The organism is Sphingopyxis sp. BE259 (assembly GCF_031457495.1).
Lineage (GTDB): Bacteria > Pseudomonadota > Alphaproteobacteria > Sphingomonadales > Sphingomonadaceae > Sphingopyxis.
Genome location: NZ_JAVDWM010000001.1, coordinates 693538 through 714888 on the forward strand (window position 1 = coordinate 693538; position 21351 = coordinate 714888).

24 protein-coding genes are annotated in these 21351 nt (G+C 63.7%); 15 read left to right on the forward strand and 9 right to left on the reverse strand.

The genetic code is table 11. From position 1 onward, the window contains the following. Window positions 1–216 precede the first annotated feature (216 nt). Window positions 217–1086, reverse strand: a complete 870-nt coding sequence (locus tag J2X44_RS03325; protein WP_310087903.1) for an SMP-30/gluconolactonase/LRE family protein — start codon at window positions 1084–1086, stop codon at window positions 217–219. Window positions 1087–1409: 323 nt separating this feature from the next. Between J2X44_RS03325 and J2X44_RS03330 the strand changes: the two genes are divergently transcribed. From J2X44_RS03330 to J2X44_RS03345, 4 genes are all read left to right on the forward strand, one after another. Next, a complete protein-coding gene (locus J2X44_RS03330) occupies window positions 1410–2564 on the forward strand; it encodes an acyl-CoA dehydrogenase family protein (RefSeq protein ID WP_310087904.1) in 1155 nt (384 codons plus the stop codon). A gap of 193 nt (window positions 2565–2757) precedes the next feature. Then, window positions 2758–3927, forward strand: a complete 1170-nt coding sequence (locus tag J2X44_RS03335) for an acetyl-CoA C-acetyltransferase (protein WP_310087906.1) — start codon at window positions 2758–2760, stop codon at window positions 3925–3927. A 145-nt stretch (window positions 3928–4072) separates the two neighbouring features. After that, window positions 4073–4855, forward strand: coding sequence for an SDR family NAD(P)-dependent oxidoreductase (locus tag J2X44_RS03340; protein WP_310087908.1), 783 nt, complete (start codon window positions 4073–4075; stop codon window positions 4853–4855). Between the two features lies 1 nt (window position 4856). Continuing rightward, on the forward strand, window positions 4857–5294 hold the full coding sequence (locus tag J2X44_RS03345) for an acyl-CoA thioesterase (protein ID WP_310087910.1): 438 nt from the start codon (window positions 4857–4859) through the stop codon (window positions 5292–5294). Between the two features lie 187 nt (window positions 5295–5481). Here J2X44_RS03345 and gmk read toward each other — a convergent pair whose 3' ends face one another. Then, window positions 5482–6144 carry a guanylate kinase gene (gene gmk, locus J2X44_RS03350; RefSeq protein WP_310087912.1) on the reverse strand — a complete coding sequence of 221 codons (663 nt, stop codon included), beginning with the start codon at window positions 6142–6144 and terminating at the stop codon, window positions 5482–5484. Window positions 6145–6196: 52 nt separating this feature from the next. Here gmk and J2X44_RS03355 point away from each other — a divergent pair, with 52 nt between their 5' ends. After that, complete coding sequence (locus tag J2X44_RS03355; RefSeq protein WP_310087913.1) at window positions 6197–6769, forward strand: DUF2585 domain-containing protein; 573 nt, start codon at window positions 6197–6199, stop codon at window positions 6767–6769. Here J2X44_RS03355 and J2X44_RS03360 read toward each other — a convergent pair. From J2X44_RS03360 to J2X44_RS03375, 4 genes are read right to left on the reverse strand one after another with little or no spacing between them, the layout of a single operon-like run. Beyond that, window positions 6766–7134 carry a hypothetical protein gene (locus tag J2X44_RS03360; protein ID WP_310087915.1) on the reverse strand — a complete coding sequence of 123 codons (369 nt, stop codon included), beginning with the start codon at window positions 7132–7134 and terminating at the stop codon, window positions 6766–6768. The two genes, J2X44_RS03355 and J2X44_RS03360, sit on opposite strands and share 4 nt — an antisense overlap. A gap of 22 nt (window positions 7135–7156) precedes the next feature. After that, window positions 7157–8572, reverse strand: a complete 1416-nt coding sequence (gene fumC / locus J2X44_RS03365) for a class II fumarate hydratase (protein WP_310087916.1) — start codon at window positions 8570–8572, stop codon at window positions 7157–7159. Further along, window positions 8569–8880: a hypothetical protein gene (locus J2X44_RS03370; protein ID WP_310087918.1), complete on the reverse strand. Its 312-nt coding sequence runs from the start codon at window positions 8878–8880 to the stop codon at window positions 8569–8571. Before J2X44_RS03370 ends, fumC begins: the two co-directional genes overlap by 4 nt. 4 nt (window positions 8881–8884) lie before the next feature. Further along, window positions 8885–9367: a ClpXP protease specificity-enhancing factor SspB gene (locus tag J2X44_RS03375; RefSeq protein ID WP_310087920.1), complete on the reverse strand. Its 483-nt coding sequence runs from the start codon at window positions 9365–9367 to the stop codon at window positions 8885–8887. A gap of 87 nt (window positions 9368–9454) precedes the next feature. On the opposite strand from J2X44_RS03375, the gene hisB reads away from it, so the two are divergent. The 5 genes from hisB to J2X44_RS03400 all read left to right on the forward strand — a co-directional run bounded on the left by hisB (window position 9455) and on the right by J2X44_RS03400 (window position 13490). Next, window positions 9455–10042, forward strand: a complete 588-nt coding sequence (hisB, locus tag J2X44_RS03380; RefSeq protein ID WP_310087922.1) for an imidazoleglycerol-phosphate dehydratase HisB — start codon at window positions 9455–9457, stop codon at window positions 10040–10042. A 10-nt stretch (window positions 10043–10052) separates the two neighbouring features. Then, window positions 10053–10661: an imidazole glycerol phosphate synthase subunit HisH gene (gene hisH, locus J2X44_RS03385; RefSeq protein WP_310087924.1), complete on the forward strand. Its 609-nt coding sequence runs from the start codon at window positions 10053–10055 to the stop codon at window positions 10659–10661. After that, window positions 10649–11383 carry a 1-(5-phosphoribosyl)-5-[(5-phosphoribosylamino)methylideneamino]imidazole-4-carboxamide isomerase gene (hisA, locus tag J2X44_RS03390; protein WP_310087925.1) on the forward strand — a complete coding sequence of 245 codons (735 nt, stop codon included), beginning with the start codon at window positions 10649–10651 and terminating at the stop codon, window positions 11381–11383. The genes hisH and hisA overlap by 13 nt, the downstream gene beginning before the upstream one ends. A 115-nt stretch (window positions 11384–11498) precedes the next feature. Then, window positions 11499–12263 (forward strand): imidazole glycerol phosphate synthase subunit HisF, encoded by a 765-nt coding sequence (gene hisF / locus J2X44_RS03395; protein WP_310087927.1) that lies wholly within the window; start codon window positions 11499–11501, stop codon window positions 12261–12263. 132 nt (window positions 12264–12395) lie between these two features. Next, window positions 12396–13490, forward strand: coding sequence for an ionic transporter y4hA (locus J2X44_RS03400; RefSeq protein ID WP_310087930.1), 1095 nt, complete (start codon window positions 12396–12398; stop codon window positions 13488–13490). Window positions 13491–13633: 143 nt separating this feature from the next. Here J2X44_RS03400 and J2X44_RS03405 read toward each other — a convergent pair whose 3' ends face one another. Next, window positions 13634–14770, reverse strand: a complete 1137-nt coding sequence (locus tag J2X44_RS03405) for a beta-ketoacyl-ACP synthase III (protein ID WP_310087931.1) — start codon at window positions 14768–14770, stop codon at window positions 13634–13636. Window positions 14771–14964: 194 nt separating this feature from the next. Here J2X44_RS03405 and J2X44_RS03410 point away from each other — a divergent pair, with 194 nt between their 5' ends. After that, entirely contained in the window at window positions 14965–15516 is a 552-nt protein-coding gene (locus tag J2X44_RS03410; protein WP_310087933.1) for a hypothetical protein, read from the forward strand. A gap of 196 nt (window positions 15517–15712) precedes the next feature. On the opposite strand, the gene J2X44_RS03415 is transcribed toward J2X44_RS03410, so the two are convergent. After that, window positions 15713–16480: a sulfite exporter TauE/SafE family protein gene (locus tag J2X44_RS03415; protein WP_310087935.1), complete on the reverse strand. Its 768-nt coding sequence runs from the start codon at window positions 16478–16480 to the stop codon at window positions 15713–15715. 128 nt (window positions 16481–16608) lie between these two features. Next, the gene (locus J2X44_RS03420) at window positions 16609–17535 is read right to left on the reverse strand and encodes a LysR family transcriptional regulator (protein ID WP_310087937.1); all 927 of its coding nucleotides are present in this window, start codon (window positions 17533–17535) and stop codon (window positions 16609–16611) included. 83 nt (window positions 17536–17618) lie between these two features. Here J2X44_RS03420 and J2X44_RS03425 point away from each other — a divergent pair, with 83 nt between their 5' ends. The 4 genes from J2X44_RS03425 to J2X44_RS03440 all read left to right on the forward strand — a co-directional run bounded on the left by J2X44_RS03425 (window position 17619) and on the right by J2X44_RS03440 (window position 21351). Continuing rightward, a complete protein-coding gene (locus J2X44_RS03425; protein WP_137752014.1) occupies window positions 17619–17954 on the forward strand; it encodes a hypothetical protein in 336 nt (111 codons plus the stop codon). Between the two features lie 843 nt (window positions 17955–18797). Then, a complete protein-coding gene (locus tag J2X44_RS03430) occupies window positions 18798–18929 on the forward strand; it encodes a hypothetical protein (RefSeq protein ID WP_257545256.1) in 132 nt (43 codons plus the stop codon). A gap of 56 nt (window positions 18930–18985) precedes the next feature. Beyond that, window positions 18986–19630: a lasso peptide biosynthesis B2 protein gene (locus J2X44_RS03435; protein WP_082656048.1), complete on the forward strand. Its 645-nt coding sequence runs from the start codon at window positions 18986–18988 to the stop codon at window positions 19628–19630. After that, on the forward strand, window positions 19630–21351 hold the full coding sequence (locus J2X44_RS03440; RefSeq protein WP_081933130.1) for an asparagine synthetase B family protein: 1722 nt from the start codon (window positions 19630–19632) through the stop codon (window positions 21349–21351). Before J2X44_RS03435 ends, J2X44_RS03440 begins: the two co-directional genes overlap by 1 nt.

The following is a 21351-nucleotide window of genomic DNA, read 5'->3' on the forward strand; positions in this document are numbered from 1 at the left end:
TCGAAACCAGTTGGGGCTGTCTTAACCTTATGTGGCGGCGATGTGCAAGTTTTGGGGGATCGCCTTCACATTCCAACCTCCGTTCGTCCTGAGGGGCCATTGAGCCTGTCGAAATGGCATCTCGAAGGACCCAGCGCGGCCCGGCGTCCTTCGAGACGGGCCTTCGCCAAAGCTCAGTCCTTCCTCAGGACAATCGGTTTGATCGAGCGGGCGTTCTCATCCTCCAAACATCGGCTGGACCAACCCCGGCACCGCGACCCGGAACGCAAACACCCCGCCCGCGTGTGGCTGTGCTTTACGCTCGTCGTCGGACAAATTCTTGCCCGCGCTGGTGACGAACGCCGTTTGCATATCCGCGCCGCCGAACGCGATCATTGTCGGGCGCTGCACCGGCAACTCGACCGTTTGCAATAATTCGCCCGCGGGCGACAGGCGGACGACGCGCCACCCGTCCCACAGCGCCGACCAGTAGCAGCCCTCGGCATCGACCGCCGCGCCGTCGGGGCGACCATTCCCCAACGCAAACTGGTGGAACACCCGGCCTTCGCCCAAGGCGCCGGTCGCCGGATCGACATCATAGGCGCGGACCGCATGGGTCGGGGTATCGGCGTGATAGAATGTCTGCCCGTCGGGACTGAACGCCGCGCCGTTGCTGGTGGTGAGGCCACCGAAAACTTCCGCGAGCGAACCGTCAGGATCGAGGCGATAGAGCGTCGCGGCGGGATTCGCCTTGTCGCTCGTCAGGCTGCCGACCCACAGTCGGCCCAAAGCATCGATGCAGCCGTCGTTGAACCGCTGCTCGGGTTTGTCCGCCAGCACCGCCGGACCGAAGGCCCGCGGTGCAGCGCCCCATGCGTCGATCAGCGCGCAGCCATCCTCCAGCGCCGCGACCAGCCCGCCGCCCGCACGGGGCGCGACGCAGCCGACCTGCTGATCGAGCTGCATCACCTCATCCGTGCCGGTCGCGGGGTCGGTGCGGTGGATCGTCCGTCCCTCGATATCGACCCAGTACAGCCGTTGTTCGGCCACGCTCCAGCGCGGCGATTCGCCGAGCAGCGCGTCGGCGTCGAGAAGAAGTTGCACCATGGTGGATATGGTAGCGCGGGGAGGGGGCGCTGCCCAGCGCCTGCAAACCTATTCGGCACTGGAACATGAGAGGGAGGCAGCTGCAACATTCGTCACCCCGGACTTGATCCGGAGTCCATGAGGTCGCGCGCTGCCCGCTCGTCAGCGTCGCATGGATCCCGGATCAAGTCCGGGATGACGAGGGCAGAGGGGCGACGATGAAAGAGTTTCCTGCCGTAACGTCTTTCCACTTGACGTGCACGTAAACGTAAGGTCTTTTGACGGCCGAAAAGTTGCGGCCGACTCCCCGCCTGCGTTCGGCTGCCGCAAGGGAAAGGAAAGCCATGTCGCTCGATAACCTGTCGCGCTCTGCCTATACCGACGATCATGAGGCGTTTCGCGCCACCGTCCGCCAGTTCCTGGAAAAGGAGGTCGCGCCGAACGCGGCGCAATGGGCCGAGGACAAGATCGTCCCCAAGTCGATCTGGCCCAAGGCGGGCGAACTTGGCATGTTGTGCCCCACGGTGCCCGAGGAATATGGCGGGCTGGGCCTCGATTTCGGCTATAACGCGATCGTCGACGAAGAGAGCGCCTATTATGGCCGCGCCACCACCGGCTTCTCGCTCCAGTCGGACATCGTCACCAACTATATCGTCAAATATGGCAGCGAGGAGCAGAAGAAGCACTGGCTGCCCAAGATGGTGTCTGGCGAAGTGATCACCGCGATCGCGATGACGGAACCCGGCACCGGCAGCGACCTGCAAGGGATGCGGACGACCGCGAAAAAGGATGGCAATCATTATGTCATCAACGGCTCGAAAACCTATATTACCAACGGTCAGAACGCCGACCTGATCCTCGTCTGCGTCAAGACCGACACCGAGGTGCAGCCGGCGTGGAAGGGCGTGTCGATCGTCCTCGTCGAGGCCGACCGCGAAGGCTATCAGCGCGGCCGCAACCTCGACAAGATCGGGCAGGACGAGGCCGACACGTCGGAAATGTTCTTCAACGACGTTCGCGTCCCGATCACCAATTGCCTGGGAGAAGAAGGCAAGGGTTTCATCTATCTGATGAGCGAACTGCCGCAGGAACGGCTTTCAATCGCGGTGTCCGCACAGGCGTCGGCGCAGCGCGCCTTCGACGACACGGTCGAATTCACGCGCGACCGCAAGGCGTTCGGCAAACCGATCCTCGATTTCCAGAACACGCGCTTCGTCCTCGCCGATTTGAAGACCAAGCTGCAGGTCGGTTGGGCGCATCTCGACTGGGCGCTGGCGCGGCATCTGAAAAAGGAGCTGACCCCGGAGGAGGGCGCCGCGGCGAAGCTGTGGCACACCGACCTGCAATGGGAAGTCATGGACAAATGTCTCCAGCTGCACGGCGGCGCGGGTTATATGAACGAATATCCGATCGCCCGCGCCTGGCGCGCGGCGCGCGTGACGCGGATTTTCGGCGGCACGAACGAGATCATGAAGGAACTGATCGGGCGCAAGCTCTGATAACTAAACTCTCTCCCCTTGCGGGAGAGAAAGACTTGGCTTGGCGACTTGTCGCCTTGCAAGTCTTGTGAGGGGTTCTGACGTTGGCGCTGAAGCGCGACCCCTCTCCCAGCTTCGACTAGGCAGCAAGCTGCCAAGTCTCCACATCCCTCTCCCGCAAGGGGAGAGGGAAGAAGGTGAAAGGACTATCCCCATGGCCCACGCATATATCGTTGACGCCGTCCGCACCGCCGGCGGCAAGCGCGGCGGCAAACTCGCCGGCGTCCACCCCGTCGACCTTGGCGCGGCGGTGTTCGACGCGATTGCCGCCCGCAATGACTTCGACACCTCGAAGATCGACGACGTCATCACCGGCTGCGTGTCGCAGGGCGGGCAGCAGACGATGGACCTTGGCCGCAACGCCGTCCTCGCCTCGAACCTGCCCGATTCGATCCCCGCGGTGACGATCGACCGCCAGTGCGGATCGTCGCAGCAGGCGATGATGTTCGCCGCGCAGGCGGTGATGTCGGGAACGCAGGACATCGTCCTCGCCAGCGGCATCGAAAGCATGACGCGCGTGCCCATGGGCAGCGTCGCGACCTTGTTCATCAAGGAAGGCCTAGGCCACTACAAGTCGGAGCGGCTGGAAGAGAAATATCCCGGCATCATGTTCAGTCAGTTCATGGGCGCCGAAATGATCGTCAAGAAGCATGGCTTCACCAAGGACGACCTCGACGCCTATGCCTTCGAAAGCCACCGCCGCGCCAAGGCGGCGACCGAAGCCGGTCATTTCCAGCGCGAGATCGTTGGCCTCGACATCGACACCCCCGAGGGCCGCCAGACGCACCTCGTCGACGAAGGCATCCGCTTCGACGCGACCCTGGAGGGGATCGCAGGCGTGAAATTGCTACAGGAAGGCGGCACCATCACCGCCGCCTCTGCGAGCCAGATCTGCGACGGCGCCTCGGCGGCGCTGATCGTGTCGGAGCAGGCGCTGAAAGACCATGGCCTGACCCCGCGCGCGCGTATCCACCATGTCTCGGTGACCGCGGGCGACCCGGTGATCATGCTCGAAGAACCGCTGTTCGCGACCGAAAAGGCGCTGAAGCGCGCGGGCATGAAGATCGGTGACATCGACGCTTATGAGGTCAACGAAGCCTTCGCCCCGGTGCCGCTGGCGTGGCTCAAATATCTCGGCGCCGATCATGCGCGTTTGAACCAACATGGCGGCGCGATCGCGCTCGGCCACCCGCTCGGTGCCAGCGGCACCAAGCTGATGGCGACATTGCTTGGCGTGCTCGACGCGACCGGCGGCAAATATGGCCTGCAGACGATGTGCGAAGGCGGCGGTCAGGCCAACGTCACGATCATCGAACGGCTTTGAAATCGAACAACCGTTCGTCCTGAGGAGCCATTGAGCTTGTCGAAATGGTGTCTCGAAGGACTGCGACGTGGCGGCCCTTCGAGACGGGTCTTCGACAAGCTCAGCCCCTCCTCAGGGCGAACGGAACTAAGGAAGGAACATTAGAATGAAACTCGACTCAACCGTATCCGCCGTCGTCACCGGCGGCGCCTCGGGCCTCGGTGCCGCCACTGCGCGCGCGCTCGCGGCCAAGGGCGTCAAGGTCGCGATCTTCGACCTGCAGGAAGAAAAAGGCACCGCCCTCGCCGCTGAGCTTGGCGGGGTATTCTGCGAATGCAATGTCACCGACGATGCATCGGTCGACGCCGCTTTCGCCAAATCGCGCGAAGCGATCGGGCAGGAACGCATCCTCGTCAATTGCGCGGGCACCGGCAACGCGATCAAGACCGCCAGCCGCAGCAAGGAAGACGGCAGCATCAAGCATTTCCCGCTCGATGCGTTCAACTGGATCATCCAGATCAACCTCGTCGGCACCTTCCGCTGCATCGCCAAATCGGCGGCCGGCATGATGACGCTCGATCCGATGGAAGACGGCGAGCGCGGTGCGATCGTCAACACTGCATCGGTCGCCGCCGAAGACGGCCAGATCGGCCAGGCGGCTTACTCGGCATCGAAGGGCGGCGTTGTCGGCATGACCCTGCCGATCGCGCGCGACCTCGCTTCGGAAAACATCCGCGTCAACACGATCCTACCCGGCATCTTCGACACCCCGCTGCTCGCGGGTGCGCCGCAGAATGTCCGCGATGCGCTGGGCGCTTCGGTGCTCAACCCGAAACGCCTTGGCAATCCGGCCGAATATGCAGGGCTTGCGCTGACGATGATCGAGAATGGCTATTTCAACGGCGAGGACGTGCGCCTCGACGGCGGGATCCGCATGGGTCCGCGCTGATATGCCGAAACCGGAAAGCTGGCGGCTCGATGCCGCCAGCTACCCCGTCTGTACCGAGTTTCAGACGCGCTTTCAGGACATGGACATCAACGGCCACCTCAACAATGTGGCCTTTGCCGCGCTGTTCGAAAGTGGGCGCGTCCTGCTCAACCGCCAGGTCCGCCCGCTGGGCGAGCGTCCGGCGAACGAACGCACGATGGTCGCCGCGGTCGAGATCAACTATCTGGCCGAGGGCAATTTCCCCGACCCCGTCGAGATTGCGACCGGCATCGGGCGGCTCGGCACCTCCAGCTGGACGATCGTCCAGGCGATGTTCCAGAATGGCCGAGCCATCGCGACCTGCGACACGGTGGTCGTGTGCCGCACCGACAATCAGGCCAAGCCGCTGCGTGCCGAGATGGTTGCGGAGCTGACTGCGAGTTTGGTGACGCCAGTGTAAACTCCTTCTCCCTTGATGGGAGAAGGATACGCAGCCTTATCGCGAAGCGATTAGGCGGAGTTGGATGAGGGTGATGCAGCGTCATCGTGCCGTTGTTTCAGGCCGAGACCGCACCCCCACCGCTGCGACTAAGCCAGCAAGCTGGCAAGTCTCGCCGCCTCCCCCATGAAGGGGGAGGGTATCAAACCTAAATCGCCGTATCGCCCTCAGGCACCGACCGGATCAAATCGCGCGCAAAGCCGATCAGCCCGATCTGGCGGCGGCGCTTCAACCGCTCGGCGCGCAGGATCGCCATCACTTCGCCATAACATTCGTCGACTTGATCGTTGATCAGCACATAGTCATAGCCGTCCCAGTGGCTGATCTCGTTCGCGGCGCGCGCCATACGGGCGGCGATCACCTCGTCGCTGTCTGTCTTGCGCGCGCGCAGGCGGCGTTCGAGTTCGTCCATCGTCGGCGGCAGGACAAAGACGCGAACCACGTCCGGCCCCGCCTCTTGATACAGCTGCTGCGCGCCCTGCCAGTCGATGTCGAACAGCACGTCCTTGCCCGCGTCGAGCAGTTCGTCGACCCGCGCGCGCGGGGTGCCGTAACGATGCCCGAACACGTGCGCCCATTCGAGGAATTCGCCGTCGGCGGCCATTTGTTTGAAGGTTTCGACATCGACGAAATGATAATCGACGCCGTCCTGCTCGCCGGGCCGCATCGGCCGCGTCGTCGCCGAAATCGACAGCGCGATGTCGGGATCGCTCGCCAGCATCTTTTTCGAGATCGTGGTTTTGCCGGCGCCCGACGGCGAGGACAGGGCGAACAACACGCCGCGGCGGTTGAGGTGGACGCTTTCAGCCATGGCCGCTATTCGCGAAAGCAGCGCCACGGGTCAAGCGCGAAGGGGGCAAGGCATGGCAGGAATTTCGCGCAAGGGTTGGCTGGTCGCCGCGGCATTGTTGGCGGTGTTTACCGCGATATTGTTCGCGATGGGCCGCCCGCCGATCTGTCCGTGCGGCACGATCAGCTTGTGGCATGGCACCGTCCAGTCGGACCAGAACAGCCAGCAGATTTCGGACTGGTATAGCTTCAGCCACATCATCCACGGCTTCATCTTCTACGGTCTCGGTCGCTGGCTGCTGCCGCGCCAGCCGCTCTGGGTGCTGCTCGCGCTGGCGATCGGGATCGAGGCGGCGTGGGAAATCCTCGAAAATTCTCCGATCATTATCGACCGTTATCGCGAGGTGACGATGGCATTCGGCTACAGCGGCGATTCGATCCTGAATTCGGTCAGCGACGCGCTGTTCATGATCGCGGGTTTCCTCGCCGCCAGCCGGATGCGCTGGTGGGTCACGCTTATCATCGCGATCGTATTCGAACTTTTCACCCTGTGGACAATCCGCGACAATCTGACGCTTAACGTGCTGATGCTGGTCTCGCCCGTCGAGGCGATCAAGGCGTGGCAGGCGGGGGGTAGCCCGACCTAGTGGATCGCGCCCCGCGGCGCATTGTCATCCACCGGAATCGCTGGCGGTAGCGCGTCGCCCATCTTCTGCCCGTCCGGCTCGACATCGGCGGTCCCGGCGTAGGTGTCGACAACACCCGCCTGCGCCAGCTGCGGATCGAGCGCATGCGCCTCTTCGGCGGCCTTGCGGGCTTCGGCGCGCTCGGCCCATTTCTTGGTCAGATAGCCCGCGGCGGCCCAAGCGGCGATCGCCGCATAACGCTGCGGGAACAGGCGCCGCGCCGCGAATAGCGCGCCAGCGCCGATGACCGCACCGGCGACCGGGTGATTGCCTTTTTGTTTCCCGATGGCGCTGCCCAGAGCGCCGCCAACGATCCTGCCAATCATGCCCATCTCTCCTTCTCCCCTATCAATTCGCGGACGGGGCGTTCGGTTCCGGCCCGAGCATTGTCCGCGGATCGACCAGCCGGTCGAACGTCGCGGCGTCGACATAGCCGAGGTCCAACGCCGCTTCCTTCAACGTGCTGCCGCTGTCATGGGCGTGCTTGGCGATCTTCGCCGCCTTGTCATAACCGATTTCTGGCGCCAGTGCGGTGACGAGCATCAGCGAGCGGTTCATCAATTCGTCGATGCGGGCGCGGTTGGGGGCGAGGCCGACGACGCAATGTTCGGTGAAGCCTGCCATGCCGATGCTCAGCAGATCGATCGAGCGCAGCACATTGGCGCCGATCAGCGGCTTGAAGACGTTGAGTTCAAGATGTCCCTGCATCCCGCCGACGGTGACGGCCTGATGGTTGCCGATTACTTGGCCTGCGACCATCGACAGCATCTCGCACTGGGTCGGATTGACCTTGCCCGGCATGATCGAACTGCCCGGCTCGTTGGCCGGCAGGTCGAGCTCGCCGAGGCCCGCGCGCGGGCCGGAGCCGAGCAGGCGGATGTCGCCCGCGATCTTGGTCAGCGCCACGGCGAGCGTGTTCAGTGCGCCCGAGAAAAAGACGAGCCCATCGTTAGAGCCCAGCGCCTCGAACTTGTTGCGTGCGGGTTCGAACGCGATGCCCGTGCTGTGGCTGAGGTCGGCCGCCATCGCGGCGTCGAAGCCGACGGGCGCGTTGAGCCCGGTGCCGACCGCGGTGCCGCCCTGCGCCAGCTTGCAGATATTGTGCGCCATCGCGCCCTCGATGCGGGCGCGGCAGGCGATCAGCTGCGCGACATAGCCCGAAAATTCCTGCCCCAGCGTCAGCGGGGTGGCGTCCTGCAAATGGGTGCGGCCGATCTTGACAATGTCGCTCCATGCCGCGACTTTTGCCGCCAGCGCATCGGTCAGCGCGATCAGCGCGGGGAGCAGCCGCGCGGTCGTCTCGACCGCCACCGCGACATGGATCGCGGTCGGAAAGCTGTCGTTCGACGACTGCCCCATGTTGACATGATCATTGGGATGTACCGGCGCCTTGCCGCCGCGCGTTCCTGTCAGCGCTTCGTTGGCGATTCCGGCAATCACCTCGTTGGCGTTCATGTTCGACTGGGTGCCGCTGCCGGTCTGCCAGATCGCGAGCGGGAATTGATCGTCATATCGCCCGGCCGCGACGGCATCGGCGGCGGCGGCAATCGCGTCGGCCAATCCGGCGTCGAGCCCGTGCGCGCGGTTGACCCGCGCCGCCGCGGCCTTGATCCGCGCCAGGCCATGGACGATCGGCAATGGCATGCGTTCATGCGCGGGAAACGCGAAATTGTGACGGCTGCGTTCGGTCTGCGCGCCCCAATAAGCGTCGGCCGGAACCTCGATCGCGCCGATGCTGTCGCTTTCGGTCCGGGTGGCGTTCATCCCACCAGCGTCCGCGTCACCAGCACCGACCCTGTCCAGATCATCGCGACCAGCCCGAGCAATTGCCAATAGCCGGTTTCGCCGACGCGGCGGCGCAGCCAGGCGGCGATCAGCCAGACAAGGACCAGCGCGGGGGTGAGGATCATCAGGCTGAAGCGGAGCAGCCCGTCGGCGATCTGGCCGCGCGATGTCGCTTCCTCGAACAGGCTATAACCCGCGACGCTCCACCAGAAGGCGGCGGTCAGCACCAACATCCCGGCGAGCGCCCAATATTGCCAGAACCGGCTGGGGGGCCATGGCGGCGCCATGGCGCTATTTCCGCTTGCCGAAATCCACCGTCACGACGTTCGACCCATCGTCGCTGACGACGTCGGGGCGATCATTGTCGGCCTCGTCATGCGGTTCGGGCTGGACGGAATCGTCGTCGCTGACCTGAAACTGCAATCCGAAATCGACCGACGGATCGACGAAAGCGGTGATCGCGGCATAGGGAATAGTCAGGATCGACGGCGTCTGATTGAAGGACAGGCCGACGCTGAAATGGTCGGTCGCGACCTTCAGATCCCAGAAACGGTTCTGCAGCACGATCGTCATTTCGTCGGGGAATTTGGCGATCAGATGCGCCGGAATCGACACCCCGGTCGCCTGCGTCTTGAACGTGATATAGAAATGATGCTCGCCGGGCAGGCTGTCATAGCCTTCGACCTGGCGCAGCACGCGGCCGACCACGGCGCGCAGGGCGTCCTGCACGATTTCGTCATAGGGAATCAGGCTGTCGCGGACGTCTTCACTCATGGGGCAGGGGGATGAACGGACCAAGCGGGTGGGTCAAGGGGGGAGAGTCGCCTTGCATGGCGAAAAGTGGCTGCTATGGGGCAGGACATGCGAACCGCCACCGTCCAGCGCACGACCAAGGAAACCGACATCGCGATCGCCGTCAATCTCGACGGCACCGGCGATTACGCGGTTTCGACCGGCATCGGTTTCCTCGACCATATGGTCGAACAATTGTCGCGCCACTCGCTGATCGACATTTCGATGCAGGTGAAGGGCGATCTCCACATCGACCAGCACCACACGGTCGAAGATTCGGCGCTCGCGCTGGGTGAGGCGGTGTTGAAGGCGCTCGGCGACAAACGCGGTATCGCGCGATACGGCGAGGCGCATGCCCCGATGGACGAAACGCTGACCCGCTGCGTGCTCGACATTTCGGGGCGCCCGCACTGTGTTTACAAATCCACCTTCTCGCAGCCGCGCCTCGGCGAAATGGACACCGAGATGTTCCCGCACTGGTTCCACAGCTTTGCCCAGACCGCCGGAATCACGCTGCACATCGAGACGCTCTACGGCGAGAACAACCACCATATCGCCGAAAGCATGTACAAGGCGCTGGCGCGCGCGCTGCGCCAGGCGGTCGAAATCGACCCGCGCAAGGGCGATGCGATTCCCTCGACCAAGGGGGTCCTTTAAGGACCAGCCGATGACCGCGATTGCCCTGATCGACTATGGCGCGGGCAATCTTCGCTCGGTGCATAATGCGCTCATCGCGGCGGGCGCCGATGGCGTGGCGGTTACGGCCGATCCCGACGTTGTCGCCACAGCCGATCGCATCGTGCTGCCGGGCGTCGGGGCGTTTGCGGCCTGCATGAACGGGCTGTCGGCAATCTCTGGCCTCATCGACGCAATGGAGCGCCGCGTCCGTACCGAAGGCGCACCCTTTCTGGGCATCTGCGTCGGCATGCAATTGCTCGCCGACGCGGGCGAGGAGCATGGCAGGCACCAAGGGCTCGGCTGGATCGGCGGCACCGTGCGCGCATTTGACCCTCAACCCGGCCTGCGAATCCCGCACATGGGCTGGAACGATGTTGTGCCAACCGGCGTCCATCCGGTCATCGCGGCGGGCGAGGCTTATTATCTCCACGGCTATCATTTCGCCGACGCGGTCGATGTCGCCGCCACCAGCAGCCACGGCGCGACCTTCACCGCCGCGGTGGCGAAGGACAATATCGTCGGCGTCCAGTACCACCCCGAAAAAAGCCAGGCCTACGGCCTCGCAACGCTCGAAAGATTCCTCGCATGGCGGCCTTGACCATCTTCCCCGCGATCGACCTCAAGGGCGGACAGGTGGTGCGGCTGGCCGAGGGCGATATGGATCGCGCGACCATCTATGGCGATGATCCGGCGGCGCAGGCGCGGCTGTTCGCCGACGCTGGGGCGTCGCACCTGCATGTCGTCGATCTCGACGGTGCCTTTGCGGGCGCCAGCGTCAACGGCGCCGCGGTCGAGAGCATCATCGCGGCCTTTCCGGGCAAGGTCCAGGTCGGCGGCGGTATCCGCGACCGCGCCGGGGTGGATCGCTGGCTGGCGCTGGGCGTCGAGCGGGTAATCATCGGCACCGCGGCGCTGAAGGACCCCGAGTTCGTCAAATCGGCGGCGCGCGACTTGCCCGGGCGGATCATCGTCGGCGTCGATGCCCGCGACGGGATGGTCGCGACCGAGGGCTGGGCCGACGTGTCCGATGTGCGGGTCGAGGATCTGGCGCGGCGCTTTGAGGATGCCGGGGTCGCGGCGCTGCTGTTCACCGATGTCGGGCGCGACGGGTTGCTGAAGGGCTGCAATGTTGAAGCGACGGTGGCGCTGGCGCAGGCGGTTGCCATTCCGGTGATCGCGAGCGGCGGGGTTGCGGACATCGCCGACATCCACGCGCTCCGCCCGCATGTCGCCGACGGCATCGAAGGCGTGATCACGGGGCGGGCGCTGTATGACGGGCGGCTGGACCTGGCCGAAGCGATTGCGGTGGGCGCGGCGTGAGGACCATCCCCACCTCCATTCATGTCGAGCGAAGTCGAGACACGTCTTGGCTGGGCGCTACCGTTCGGCGTGTCTCGACTTCGCTCGACACAAACGGGGTGGAGAGGCCGCTCCGATGACCGTCCGCGTTCGCGTCATCCCCTGCCTGGACGTGGCCGACGGGCGCGTCGTCAAGGGCATCAATTTCATTGATCTGCGCGATGCGGGCGACCCGGTCGAGGCGGCGCGCGCCTATGACGCCGCGGGTGCCGACGAGCTGTGCTTCCTCGACATCAGCGCCACTCATCAGGGCCGCGGCACCTTGCTCGACATGGTCAGCCGCACCGCCGAAGTCTGTTTCATGCCGCTGACCGTCGGCGGCGGGGTGCGTAGCGCCGACGATGCGCGCGCGCTCCTGCTCGCGGGTGCCGACAAGGTCGCGGTGAACAGCGCCGCTGTGGCGCGGCCCGAACTCGTCGCCGACATCGCCGACCGCTTCGGCAGCCAGTGTGCGGTGGGCAGCATCGACGCGCGGCGCGTTGCCGATGGTCGCTGGGAGATTTTCACCCATGGCGGCCGCCAGCCGACGGGCATCGACGCGGTGGGTCATGCGGTACGGCTCGCCGCCCTCGGCGCGGGCGAATTGCTCGTCACCAGCATGGACCGCGACGGCACCAAGGATGGCTATGACCTGACGCTGACCCGCGCGATCGCCGATGCGGTGAGCGTGCCGGTGATCGCCAGCGGCGGGGTGGGGAACCTTGACCATCTGGTCGCGGGCGTCGTCGAGGGCGGCGCGAGCGCGGTGCTCGCCGCCAGCATCTTCCACTTCGGCGAAGCGACGATCGCCGAAGCCCATGCGCGGCTCGCCGCGGCGGGATTGCCCGTCCGCTCGCACTAATCACGCTACCGTCGTCCCGGCGGAGGCCGGGATCTCATCCTCTCGTCATGCTGCACCGGCGAGATCCCGGCCTCCGCCGGGATGACGAAGTTGGGGGTGGTCATGGGCAGGGGCGCCTGCGATAGCAGCCCCATGACCACAAAACTCCGCCTCGCCGACCGCACCAACGACCTGTTCCCGATCCTGGGCTTTGTCGCCGCGATGGCCAGCCTCGCGATGCCGCTCAATGCCTGGCTCGTTGCGATCATTTTGATGGGCGCCGTCGTCGCCGCGGTCCACCATGCCGAAGTCATCGCGCACCGCGTCGGCGAGCCGTTCGGTACCCTCATCCTCGCGCTCGCGGTGACGGTGATCGAGGTCGGACTGATCCTCACGCTGATGCAGGCCGAACCCGAAAAGGCGCAGACGCTGGCGCGCGACACCGTTTTTGCCGCGGTGATGGTGATCCTGAATCTGTTGATGGGGCTGTGCCTGCTCAGCGGGGCGATCCGCCACCATGAACAGCGTTTCCAGCGCACCGGCATCGGCGCCGCGCTGGCGACGCTGACGGTGCTTACCGTCGTGACACTGGTGCTGCCCAATTTCACGTCGAGTGTCCCCGGACCCTTTTATTCGGCGACCCAGCTCGGCTTTGTCGCGGCGGTGTCGTTGATTCTTTATGGCACCTTTGCGCTGGTCCAGACGGTGCGGCACCGCGACTATTTCCTGCCGGAACCCGACGCCGATGCCGATGGCGACGGTGTCCCCGACGCCCATGCCGAACCGCCAACCATCCAGCGCACCGCCATTTCCGGCGCCTTGTTGCTCGCCAGCCTGGTCGCGGTCGTGCTCCTCGCCAAAAATCTGTCGCCCGTGATGGGCGTGTTGCTCGCCGAATGGGGGGCGCCGCCCGCGGTGCTCGGGGTGCTGATCGCGGCGCTGATCCTGGCGCCGGAGGGGCTGGCGGCGGTGCGCGCGGCAAAGGCCGACCGGCTCCAGACCAGCCTCAACCTCGCGCTCGGCTCGGCGCTCGCGACCATCGGCCTGACCATTCCCGCAGTCGCGGTGCTGTCGATCGTCACCGACCTGCCGATCAGCCTGGGCCTTGACGCCAAATCGACGGTGCTGCTGTTCCTGTCGCTGATCGTTGCGTCGCAGACGCTGGCGAACGGGCGCACCACCGTGCTGCAGGGAGTGATCCACCTGATGCTGTTCGCGATTTATCTGTTCACGACCTTTGTGCCGTGACGTCGCCGCCAAAAAGACCGTTCGTCCTGAGGAGGGACTGAGCTTTGCGAAGGCCCGTCTTGAAGGATCGGCGCGGCGCCAGATCCTTCGAGACGCCATTTCGACAAGCTGAATGGCTCCTCAGGACGAACGATGGTTGGAATTCAGGTCTTTCGCACAAACACCGTCCCAGCCGAATAGCCCGCACCGAACGAACAGATCAGCCCGGTGTCGCCCGCGACCATATCTTCGTGATTCAGGTGAAAGGCGATGATCGACCCGGCGCTCGACGTATTGCCATAGGTGTTCAGCACCGTCGGGCTTTCGTCCTCGCTCGCTTCATGGCCCAGCACACGCTGCGCAATCAGCCGGTTCATGTTGGTGTTCGCCTGGTGCAGCCACAGCCGCCGCATGTCGGCGCCCTCGAGCCCCAGCACTTCCATCTGCTCGACGATCATGTTGGCAACCATCGGCACAACCTCCTTGAACACCTTGCGGCCTTCCTGGACGAACAATTTGTCGCTCTTCGGCCCATCCTGATCGATCCCGCCATGGGCGCGGTTGAGGAAGCCGAAATTGTTGCGGATATTGTTCGAAAAGACCGTCTTCAATTTGGTACCAAGAATGTCCCAATGCCCCGCGGGCGCAATATCCTTGTCCTCGACCAAGATCGCGGTCGCGACGTCGCCAAAGATGAAATGGCTGTCGCGGTCGCGCCAGTTGAGGTGGCCCGAACAGATTTCGGGGTTCACGACCAGCACGCTTTTGGCGTGTCCGGCGCGGATATAATCGGCGGCAGTCTGGATGCCGAAGGTCGCCGACGAGCAGGCGACATTCATGTCGAATCCAAAGCCGTCGATGCCGAGCGCGTCCTGGATTTCGACCGCCATCGCGGGATAGGCGCGCTGCATGTTTGACGCGGCGCATAGCACCGCATCGACGTCGTCCGCATCGCGGCCAGCGCGCGACAGGGCATCCTTCGCCGCCGCGACGCCGATTTCGGCGAGGATCGACAATTCTTCATTGCTGCGTTCGGGCAGGCGCGGCGCCATATGATCGGGGTCCAATATGCCCGCCTTGTCGACCACAAACCGCGACCCGATACCACTCGCCTTCTCGATGAATTCGACACTTGATTCAGTCAGTTCGGCCATCTCGCCCGCCGCGATCGCCGCCGCATTTTCCCTATTGTGCAGCGCAACATAGGCGTTAAAACTGGCGACAAGTTCTTCGTTGGCGATATGTTCGGCGGGGGTGAAAAGGCCGGTTGCGGAAATGACCGGCTGCGGTGTGTGCGACATGATGGACCTGCGTGTGTCTTATGGTTTCAAGGGCACGCTGATTAGGCCCGCTGGCGCCGCCGTGCAACGCCCCTCAATCGGCTGAATGATCGCCAACATCATGGTTAACCCGCCGCTAACCATTTTAGTGGCAGATTGCAGAGTTGCAGGCCTCCGGGGGGATGGCTCCCCGGGCGCCGTGCAGGAGCACGACCATGGCGACGCGTTCGGGACCGGCAGCCGGTGATCTGTCGATTGCGGAAATCAAGGAATTTGCGGCCTTTCCGGCGGCGACGCAGCGGTACATCCGCCGCTCGCTCGACATCGGGCTGGAACGCGACGATGCGATCGCCCGCTGGTCGCGCGACATGGTCGAGGAAACCGCGATCCGCGTTCAGGCCCGCGTCTATCAGCGGATCGGCGACATTCGGGCCCATATTCCCGACGATAGCGGCCTTGATGCGCTCGAACAGTTTATGGCGCCGCTAGTGGCGGTGTCGGCATTCGACCTAGGTCAGGACCGCCTGCCCAGCTTTGCATCCTACCGCTTCCTGTATGAACGTCTGCTCGGCGGGCACGCACGGCCGTGGTTGCCGGGTGCCTTTTGCGCCGCCGCGTCGCTGCCACATCTGCATCCCGACAAGCGGCGCTTGCTGCTTCAGTCGATCAGCGAAGCCGCCGCGACCGCGCCCGGCTGGTCGGCGCGCGAGCCGAGCTTTTATCCCGAATGGGTCGAAAAGATCGACGAAACCAAGCCGGCGAATTGAATGGAGTGGTGGTTTTGGGGTGGTGGCGGAGGTTTCCTCCTTTCGTCACCCCGGACCCTTCGACAGGCTCAGGACAGGCTTGATCCGGGGTCCATGACGCCTCGCGCCGCCGTATCCTGAGGGGACGGATGGATCCCGGATCAAGCCCGGGATGACGAGGCTTTTTTGGCCGCTTTCGGTCGCTAGCGGCAGGTCATCACATAACCGCCTTATACAACCCGAACGCGCTGGTCGCGGTCAGGACGACGCCGACCATCACCAGCATGACCTTTGGCGAGAAGCGTTTTGCCATATAGGCGCCGAGCGGCGCGGCGGCGACACCGCCGATGATCAGCCCCAACGTGGGTCCCAGAATCTCCTCGAACCCCAAGTGCCAGATAAAGGCTGCCGACACGGCAACCGCCAGGAAAAACTCGACGCTGTTGACCGTGCCGACGATCTTGCGCGGTTCGCCGCCCTGGACGAGCAGGTTCGAGGTTACAACCGGTCCCCAGCCGCCGCCGCCCGCGGCGTCGAGGAAACCGCCGACGACCGCCAGCGGCGCCACGACCTTGGGTTTCGAGATCTTCGGCGGATAAAGCAGCCCGCGCACGAGTAGCCAGATGCCGATCAGCACCAGATAACCGAGCACAAAGGGCTTCACCACGTCTGCATGGAGCGACGTCAGCACATAGGCGCCCAACACGCCGCCAATGACCCCTGGCACCAGGAGCCGAAAGAATAAGGGCCAGTCGATGTTGCGGTGAAACAAATGGCTGAGCCCGGACGCGCCGGTGGTGAAAATCTCGACGACATGGATACGCGCCGAGGCGGTGGCGGGCGGCACCCCGAGCACCGCGACGAGCAGGGTGTTGCAGATCACGCCGAACGCCATGCCCAGCGCGCCATCGACCAGCTGCGCGGCGAAACCGATCAGGATGAACGGCAGCAGCGCGGTAAAGTCGATAGCCGCAAAATCGATCATGGTAACATCCCAACCCTTTTAGTTGACAACCTGCTGCCGGTATTTGGCGCCCGATGCGAGTCCAATTTTTCTGCTGCCGGTGAAGGGATTTGTTTTTGCGCCCACCTGATCCCGTTCAGCGCGTCAGATCAGCGGGTCAGGTCTTCGGGCAGATAGTCGCGCGCATAATCGATAAAGGCGCGCAATTTGGGCATCACCTGTTTGCGGCTGGGATAATAGAGGAACAGCCCCGCGGTCGAGACGGCACGTTCGCCGAGCACGATCTCCAGCTCGCCGCGCTCGATATGCTCCTTCAACACCGGCTCGGCGGTCATGCCCAGCGCGACGCCGCTGCGGACCGCCATGATCATCGCCGACTGCTCGTTGACGATCACCGGGCCGCTGACTGCGACCTCCGCCTCGCGATTGCCTTCCATGAAAGACCAAGGCATCAGCCCGCCGCTCGCCAGCCGCAGCCGCACACAGCGATGTCGGCTGAGATCGGCCGGATCGCGGGGGCGGCCATGGCGTTCGAAATAAGCAGGGGCACCAAAGACGGTGAAGCGGAAGGGCGAGGTCAATCGCACCGCGATGACATCGGCGTCGAGCGATTCGCCCATTCGCACCCCGGCGTCGAAACCGCCCGCGCTCAGGTCGCTGAGGCTGTCATCGCCAAAGATTTCGAGTTCGATGTCGGGATAGGCGTCGCAGAATCCGGACAGGATCGGCTCGAACATCGGCTGGATCGCACCGCGCATCAGGTTGATCCGCAAGCGGCCTGCGGGCCTGTTACCCAGATTGCGCGCTGCCTCATACGCCTCGGCGAGGCCGGCATAGGCGGGGGCGGCGCGTTCGAGAAACTGTTCGCCCGCCTGCGTCAGTCCGACGCTGCGCGTCGTGCGCATGAACAGCGGCGCGCCGACGCGCGCCTCCAGCCCCCTGATCGTCTGACTGATCGCCGATGGCGACACGCCGAGATCGGCGGCGGCGGCCGAAAAGCTGCGCCTTTCCGCGACACGCAGGAAGGCTTCGATCCCGTCGAGCGCCCCGTGGGGGATTGTTAAATCCTGCTTCAAAGCACTTGCAGATTATAGAGGATTATCTATGTGCGCAACCGCGCCTAAAAGGGTTGCACAACGAAACGAAAGGAACCTCTCCCATGGCCTATCAGATCTCCTCATTCCGTCGCTTTCCTGCCGCTTTCGCTATCGTCGCCGCGTCGGCGCTGGCCTTCACCGGCCTGATGGCAACCGCTACCCCCGCTTACGCGCAGTCGGGCAGCGACTATCGCTGCGCTGGTCTGGCCGAACAGGCCCATGTCGCCGCTACCGGCGTTGACGGCGGCAAGCAGGCGAGCGCCAAGCGCTTTGTTTCGACCGGCAAGAAGCTGTGCGAAGCCGGCAATGAACGCGCCGCTGCCAAGCAGTTCCGCGCCGCACTGAAGATTGCCGGCGTCGCCGAAGTCGAAACCGACAGCCAGATGGCGTCGCGCTAAGCTAGACAAGACACCATCTCCGGACCGTCCTCTCCCTCTCCCCGACGGTTCCACTAAACTGGGGCGGCACTCATAACGAGGCCGCCCCATTTGTTTGCGCGCCGAAGACTTGCGGGTCAGTGGCGCCGATAGCGGAAATACCAGACTTCATGTGACAAGTCAATCATGCTATTGAAATAGAATGACTTTTAACAGAATTTTGACCTCCAAAAATTGGCCAGCAATCACCCAGCAATCACCGTTTTCAGGAGCGAAAAAACCTCGTGGCCACGCGCAAATCTGCTCTTCGATCGGACCTTTCCAAGACCAATCTTGACGACTCTCTGATGGCGAAGGTCACCGGTTCAAATCCTGTAGGTTGCCTCTCATATCCTCCCTCAGTTAACCTCTCCAAGGTCGCGACAAGTACCGTGCCGTGGGTAAGAATCTGGTGCCTCTCATCAGAAAATTGGATCAGTTCAGGCTAGCACCGCCGGACAGGATCAGACGATCTAGCGATCGCCGGTATCGCAGCGCGCAACCCCGCTGGCGCAGCTTTGGACGGCATACTCCAATTAGATCCATTTTCGGTCGCAGTTTTGGTTGCTGATTGCGGTCGATCTGTTGGAAATAGGCGCGCGCCCGTACAGTCAACTGGGCGAGTGACCGGGTTCCGCCACGTATGTCCAGGCAATTGCTAAAGGTGGTGGTACGTGCTCCAGACGCGCGTTTCCTTTGCTCGGTCACTTTTTCGCGATGCAACGCCTAGAATAATAATTGGATTATTAAATAGTAGCGCTCTGACGCGAGGCATACTTTTCAACTGCGACTCATCTTGGTCGCAACCTTGAAAAGGAACGTGACATGAAAACGCATGACGACATCATCGATCTCGGCGCCGCCCAGGACGAAACCCTCGGCGCGCTGCCGTCGGGCCAGCAGGACGTACAGCCCGGGGACAAGTTTATCCTCGGCGGCATCAGCGCCGACGATTGACTGACGCGTGGCGTGCAGTCCTCGCACTGCACGCCACCGCTCCGTCGCGCGCTTCCATGATGAATGTCATCACTTCAGCTGCCACGCATTGGTGCAGAGTCGGCGGCACCTTCGTCTTTCTGGACTTGTCCCGCGATCGCTATTTCATGCTTGAGCAAAGTGCGGCTGATCGCTTTTCCCGGATTGTCGCCGGAGCGCAAGAGGAGGGTGACAATGATTGGCTTGCCGCACGCGGCTTGCACCATCTGGCGCCGCCGGTCGATCAATCTAGTTCCGAAAGGATCGCTCCGACCAGCAGTGTTCTCGAGGAGCCAAATCTCGAAAGGGCTTCGGCGGTTGAGACAGCCCGTTCGGTATGGGTCCTGGCCCTAGCTCAGCGGCATGTTCGGAAACTCGCTCTAATGGAAATTCTGCCTAATCTTTTGCACGGCGTGCCAGTAGCTCCGCACGTTCAACGGTCGGATGCACGCCAGGTAGCCGCGGCGTTTAAGCGAGCGCGTCACTATTTTTCCGGCATGGATGAATGCCTCAGCCGCGGCGTTGCAATGCGCCGTGTGCTGGCCGGAAAGGGGTGCGAGGCCCGGCTGGTGATCGGCGTAACTTTGCCATTCGCCGCGCATTGCTGGGTGCAGCTGGGCTCGGCGGTATTGACCGATCCGCTCGATGTGGTGACCCCCTACACACCGATATTGGTCGCCTGATGCCGGGGTACTTTCGCATCGAGATTTCCGAGGCGTCGGGACAGGCTGATCGTGACAATGGCGAAGCGGACCCACCCGCCTTATCGCTTCCAGGCGCTCGGCTCTGGTGCGATCGACAGCCGCTTGCCCTGGGTGGGCATGGATATCTGATCGGCCACCTGTTCGAGCGAGGCGAAATGAGCCGCCGCGTGTTGGATCTGCATGAAACGGCGGTAACCAGAATGGCGGCGTCTAGCGGCCGGTCGCTCGTGTCCGACTATTGGGGCGGCTATGTGTCCATCTTGGCGCGGCCCGGTGGAGGTCTCGCGATATTTCGCGACCCGTCCGGGTTGTTGCCCGTCTATTACCGCGCCGATGGGGCGGGCGTCACAGCGTCGAGCGACGCTGCCGATCTCGGCAGACGTGGCGGCGTCGATTATCCGGCAGTTGCGCGGTTTCTGGCTAATGGAGGCGCGCCTAGCCGAGAAACCTGCCTCGAAGGTGTCCAGGTACTGCTTCCAGGGGAATGTCTGATCATTACTTCGGGATCGCGTCGTCTGGAAAGCTGGTGGTCACCGTGGGATTGGACGCAGGTCCCCCACAAGCGGTTCGAGGTGGCCGCCCGTAAGCTTCGCGCCGTGGCGCTCGACTGTATCGAAAGCTGGGCGTCCTGCTTTGATTCCATATTGACCGGCGTATCTGGCGGCCTCGATTCCTCGATTGTCGCCGGCGCCGCATCTCGCCGCGCCGCCGCGCTTCATTGCCTGACGATGATCGAAGACGATGCGATTGGCGATGAGCGCCGCTATGCTTCCATTCTCGCCAAGGCGATTGGCGTTCCCTTGCTTGAAGCCCACTATGACCTCGGCAAGGTTGAGATTGATCGCGCCGTGGCGCCGCACCACCCTTGGCCGCACGCGCCATTCTACATGCAGGCAATCGCGTCGGCTCATGAAGAGCTCCGCCGCGAGCATCAAATCGATGCCTTCTTCTCGGGCAATGGCGGGGACAATATCTTCTGTGCGATCCGCAGCGCCTCGCCGTTCGTCGATCGTTTCATGGCGCAGGGACCGCGTCACGGGCTTTTCGACACCCTGCGCGATTTGAGCGATCTGACGGGAGCCAGCGGTGCGACCATCTTGCGGCACGCCTGGGATCGCTATCGTGACTGCAGCCGGCCCGTAAAACTTCATCGCGACACTTCCGGGCTTTCTTCCGCCGCGATCGCCGAGCTGGATGTGCCGAGGCCGCCCCATCCATGGATGGAAGCGCCCGAAGGCACGCCGCCCGGCAAGGCGGCGCATGTCAGGCTGCTGGCGCGCGCGCATCGCAGCATCGAGCTGTATCCCCGCCGCTCCCATCCGCAGCATGTCGCGCCGCTCCTGTCGCAACCAATCGTCGAAACATGCCTGTCAATCCCGACATGGCAGTGGATCGAGGGCGGCAGGGATCGCGCCGTCGCTCGGGCGGCATTCAAATCCATCGTCCCTGTGCAATTATTGCGCCGCACGTCCAAGGGCGGGCCGGGCGGCTTCATGCAGCGCATATTCCAGGCGAACGCGGAACATGCCGGCGACCTGCTGCGCACTGGCCTGCTGGCGCGGGCCGGTCTGCTCGACCTCAGGACCTTGGAAGGAGCCTCGCAGCCGACGGTGGCGGGCTTCGAAAAGGCGCAGCGCATCCTCGCACTTTGCGCGGCGGAAAGCTGGGTTCGTTGGTGGACGGATGTTCGCGCGTCATAA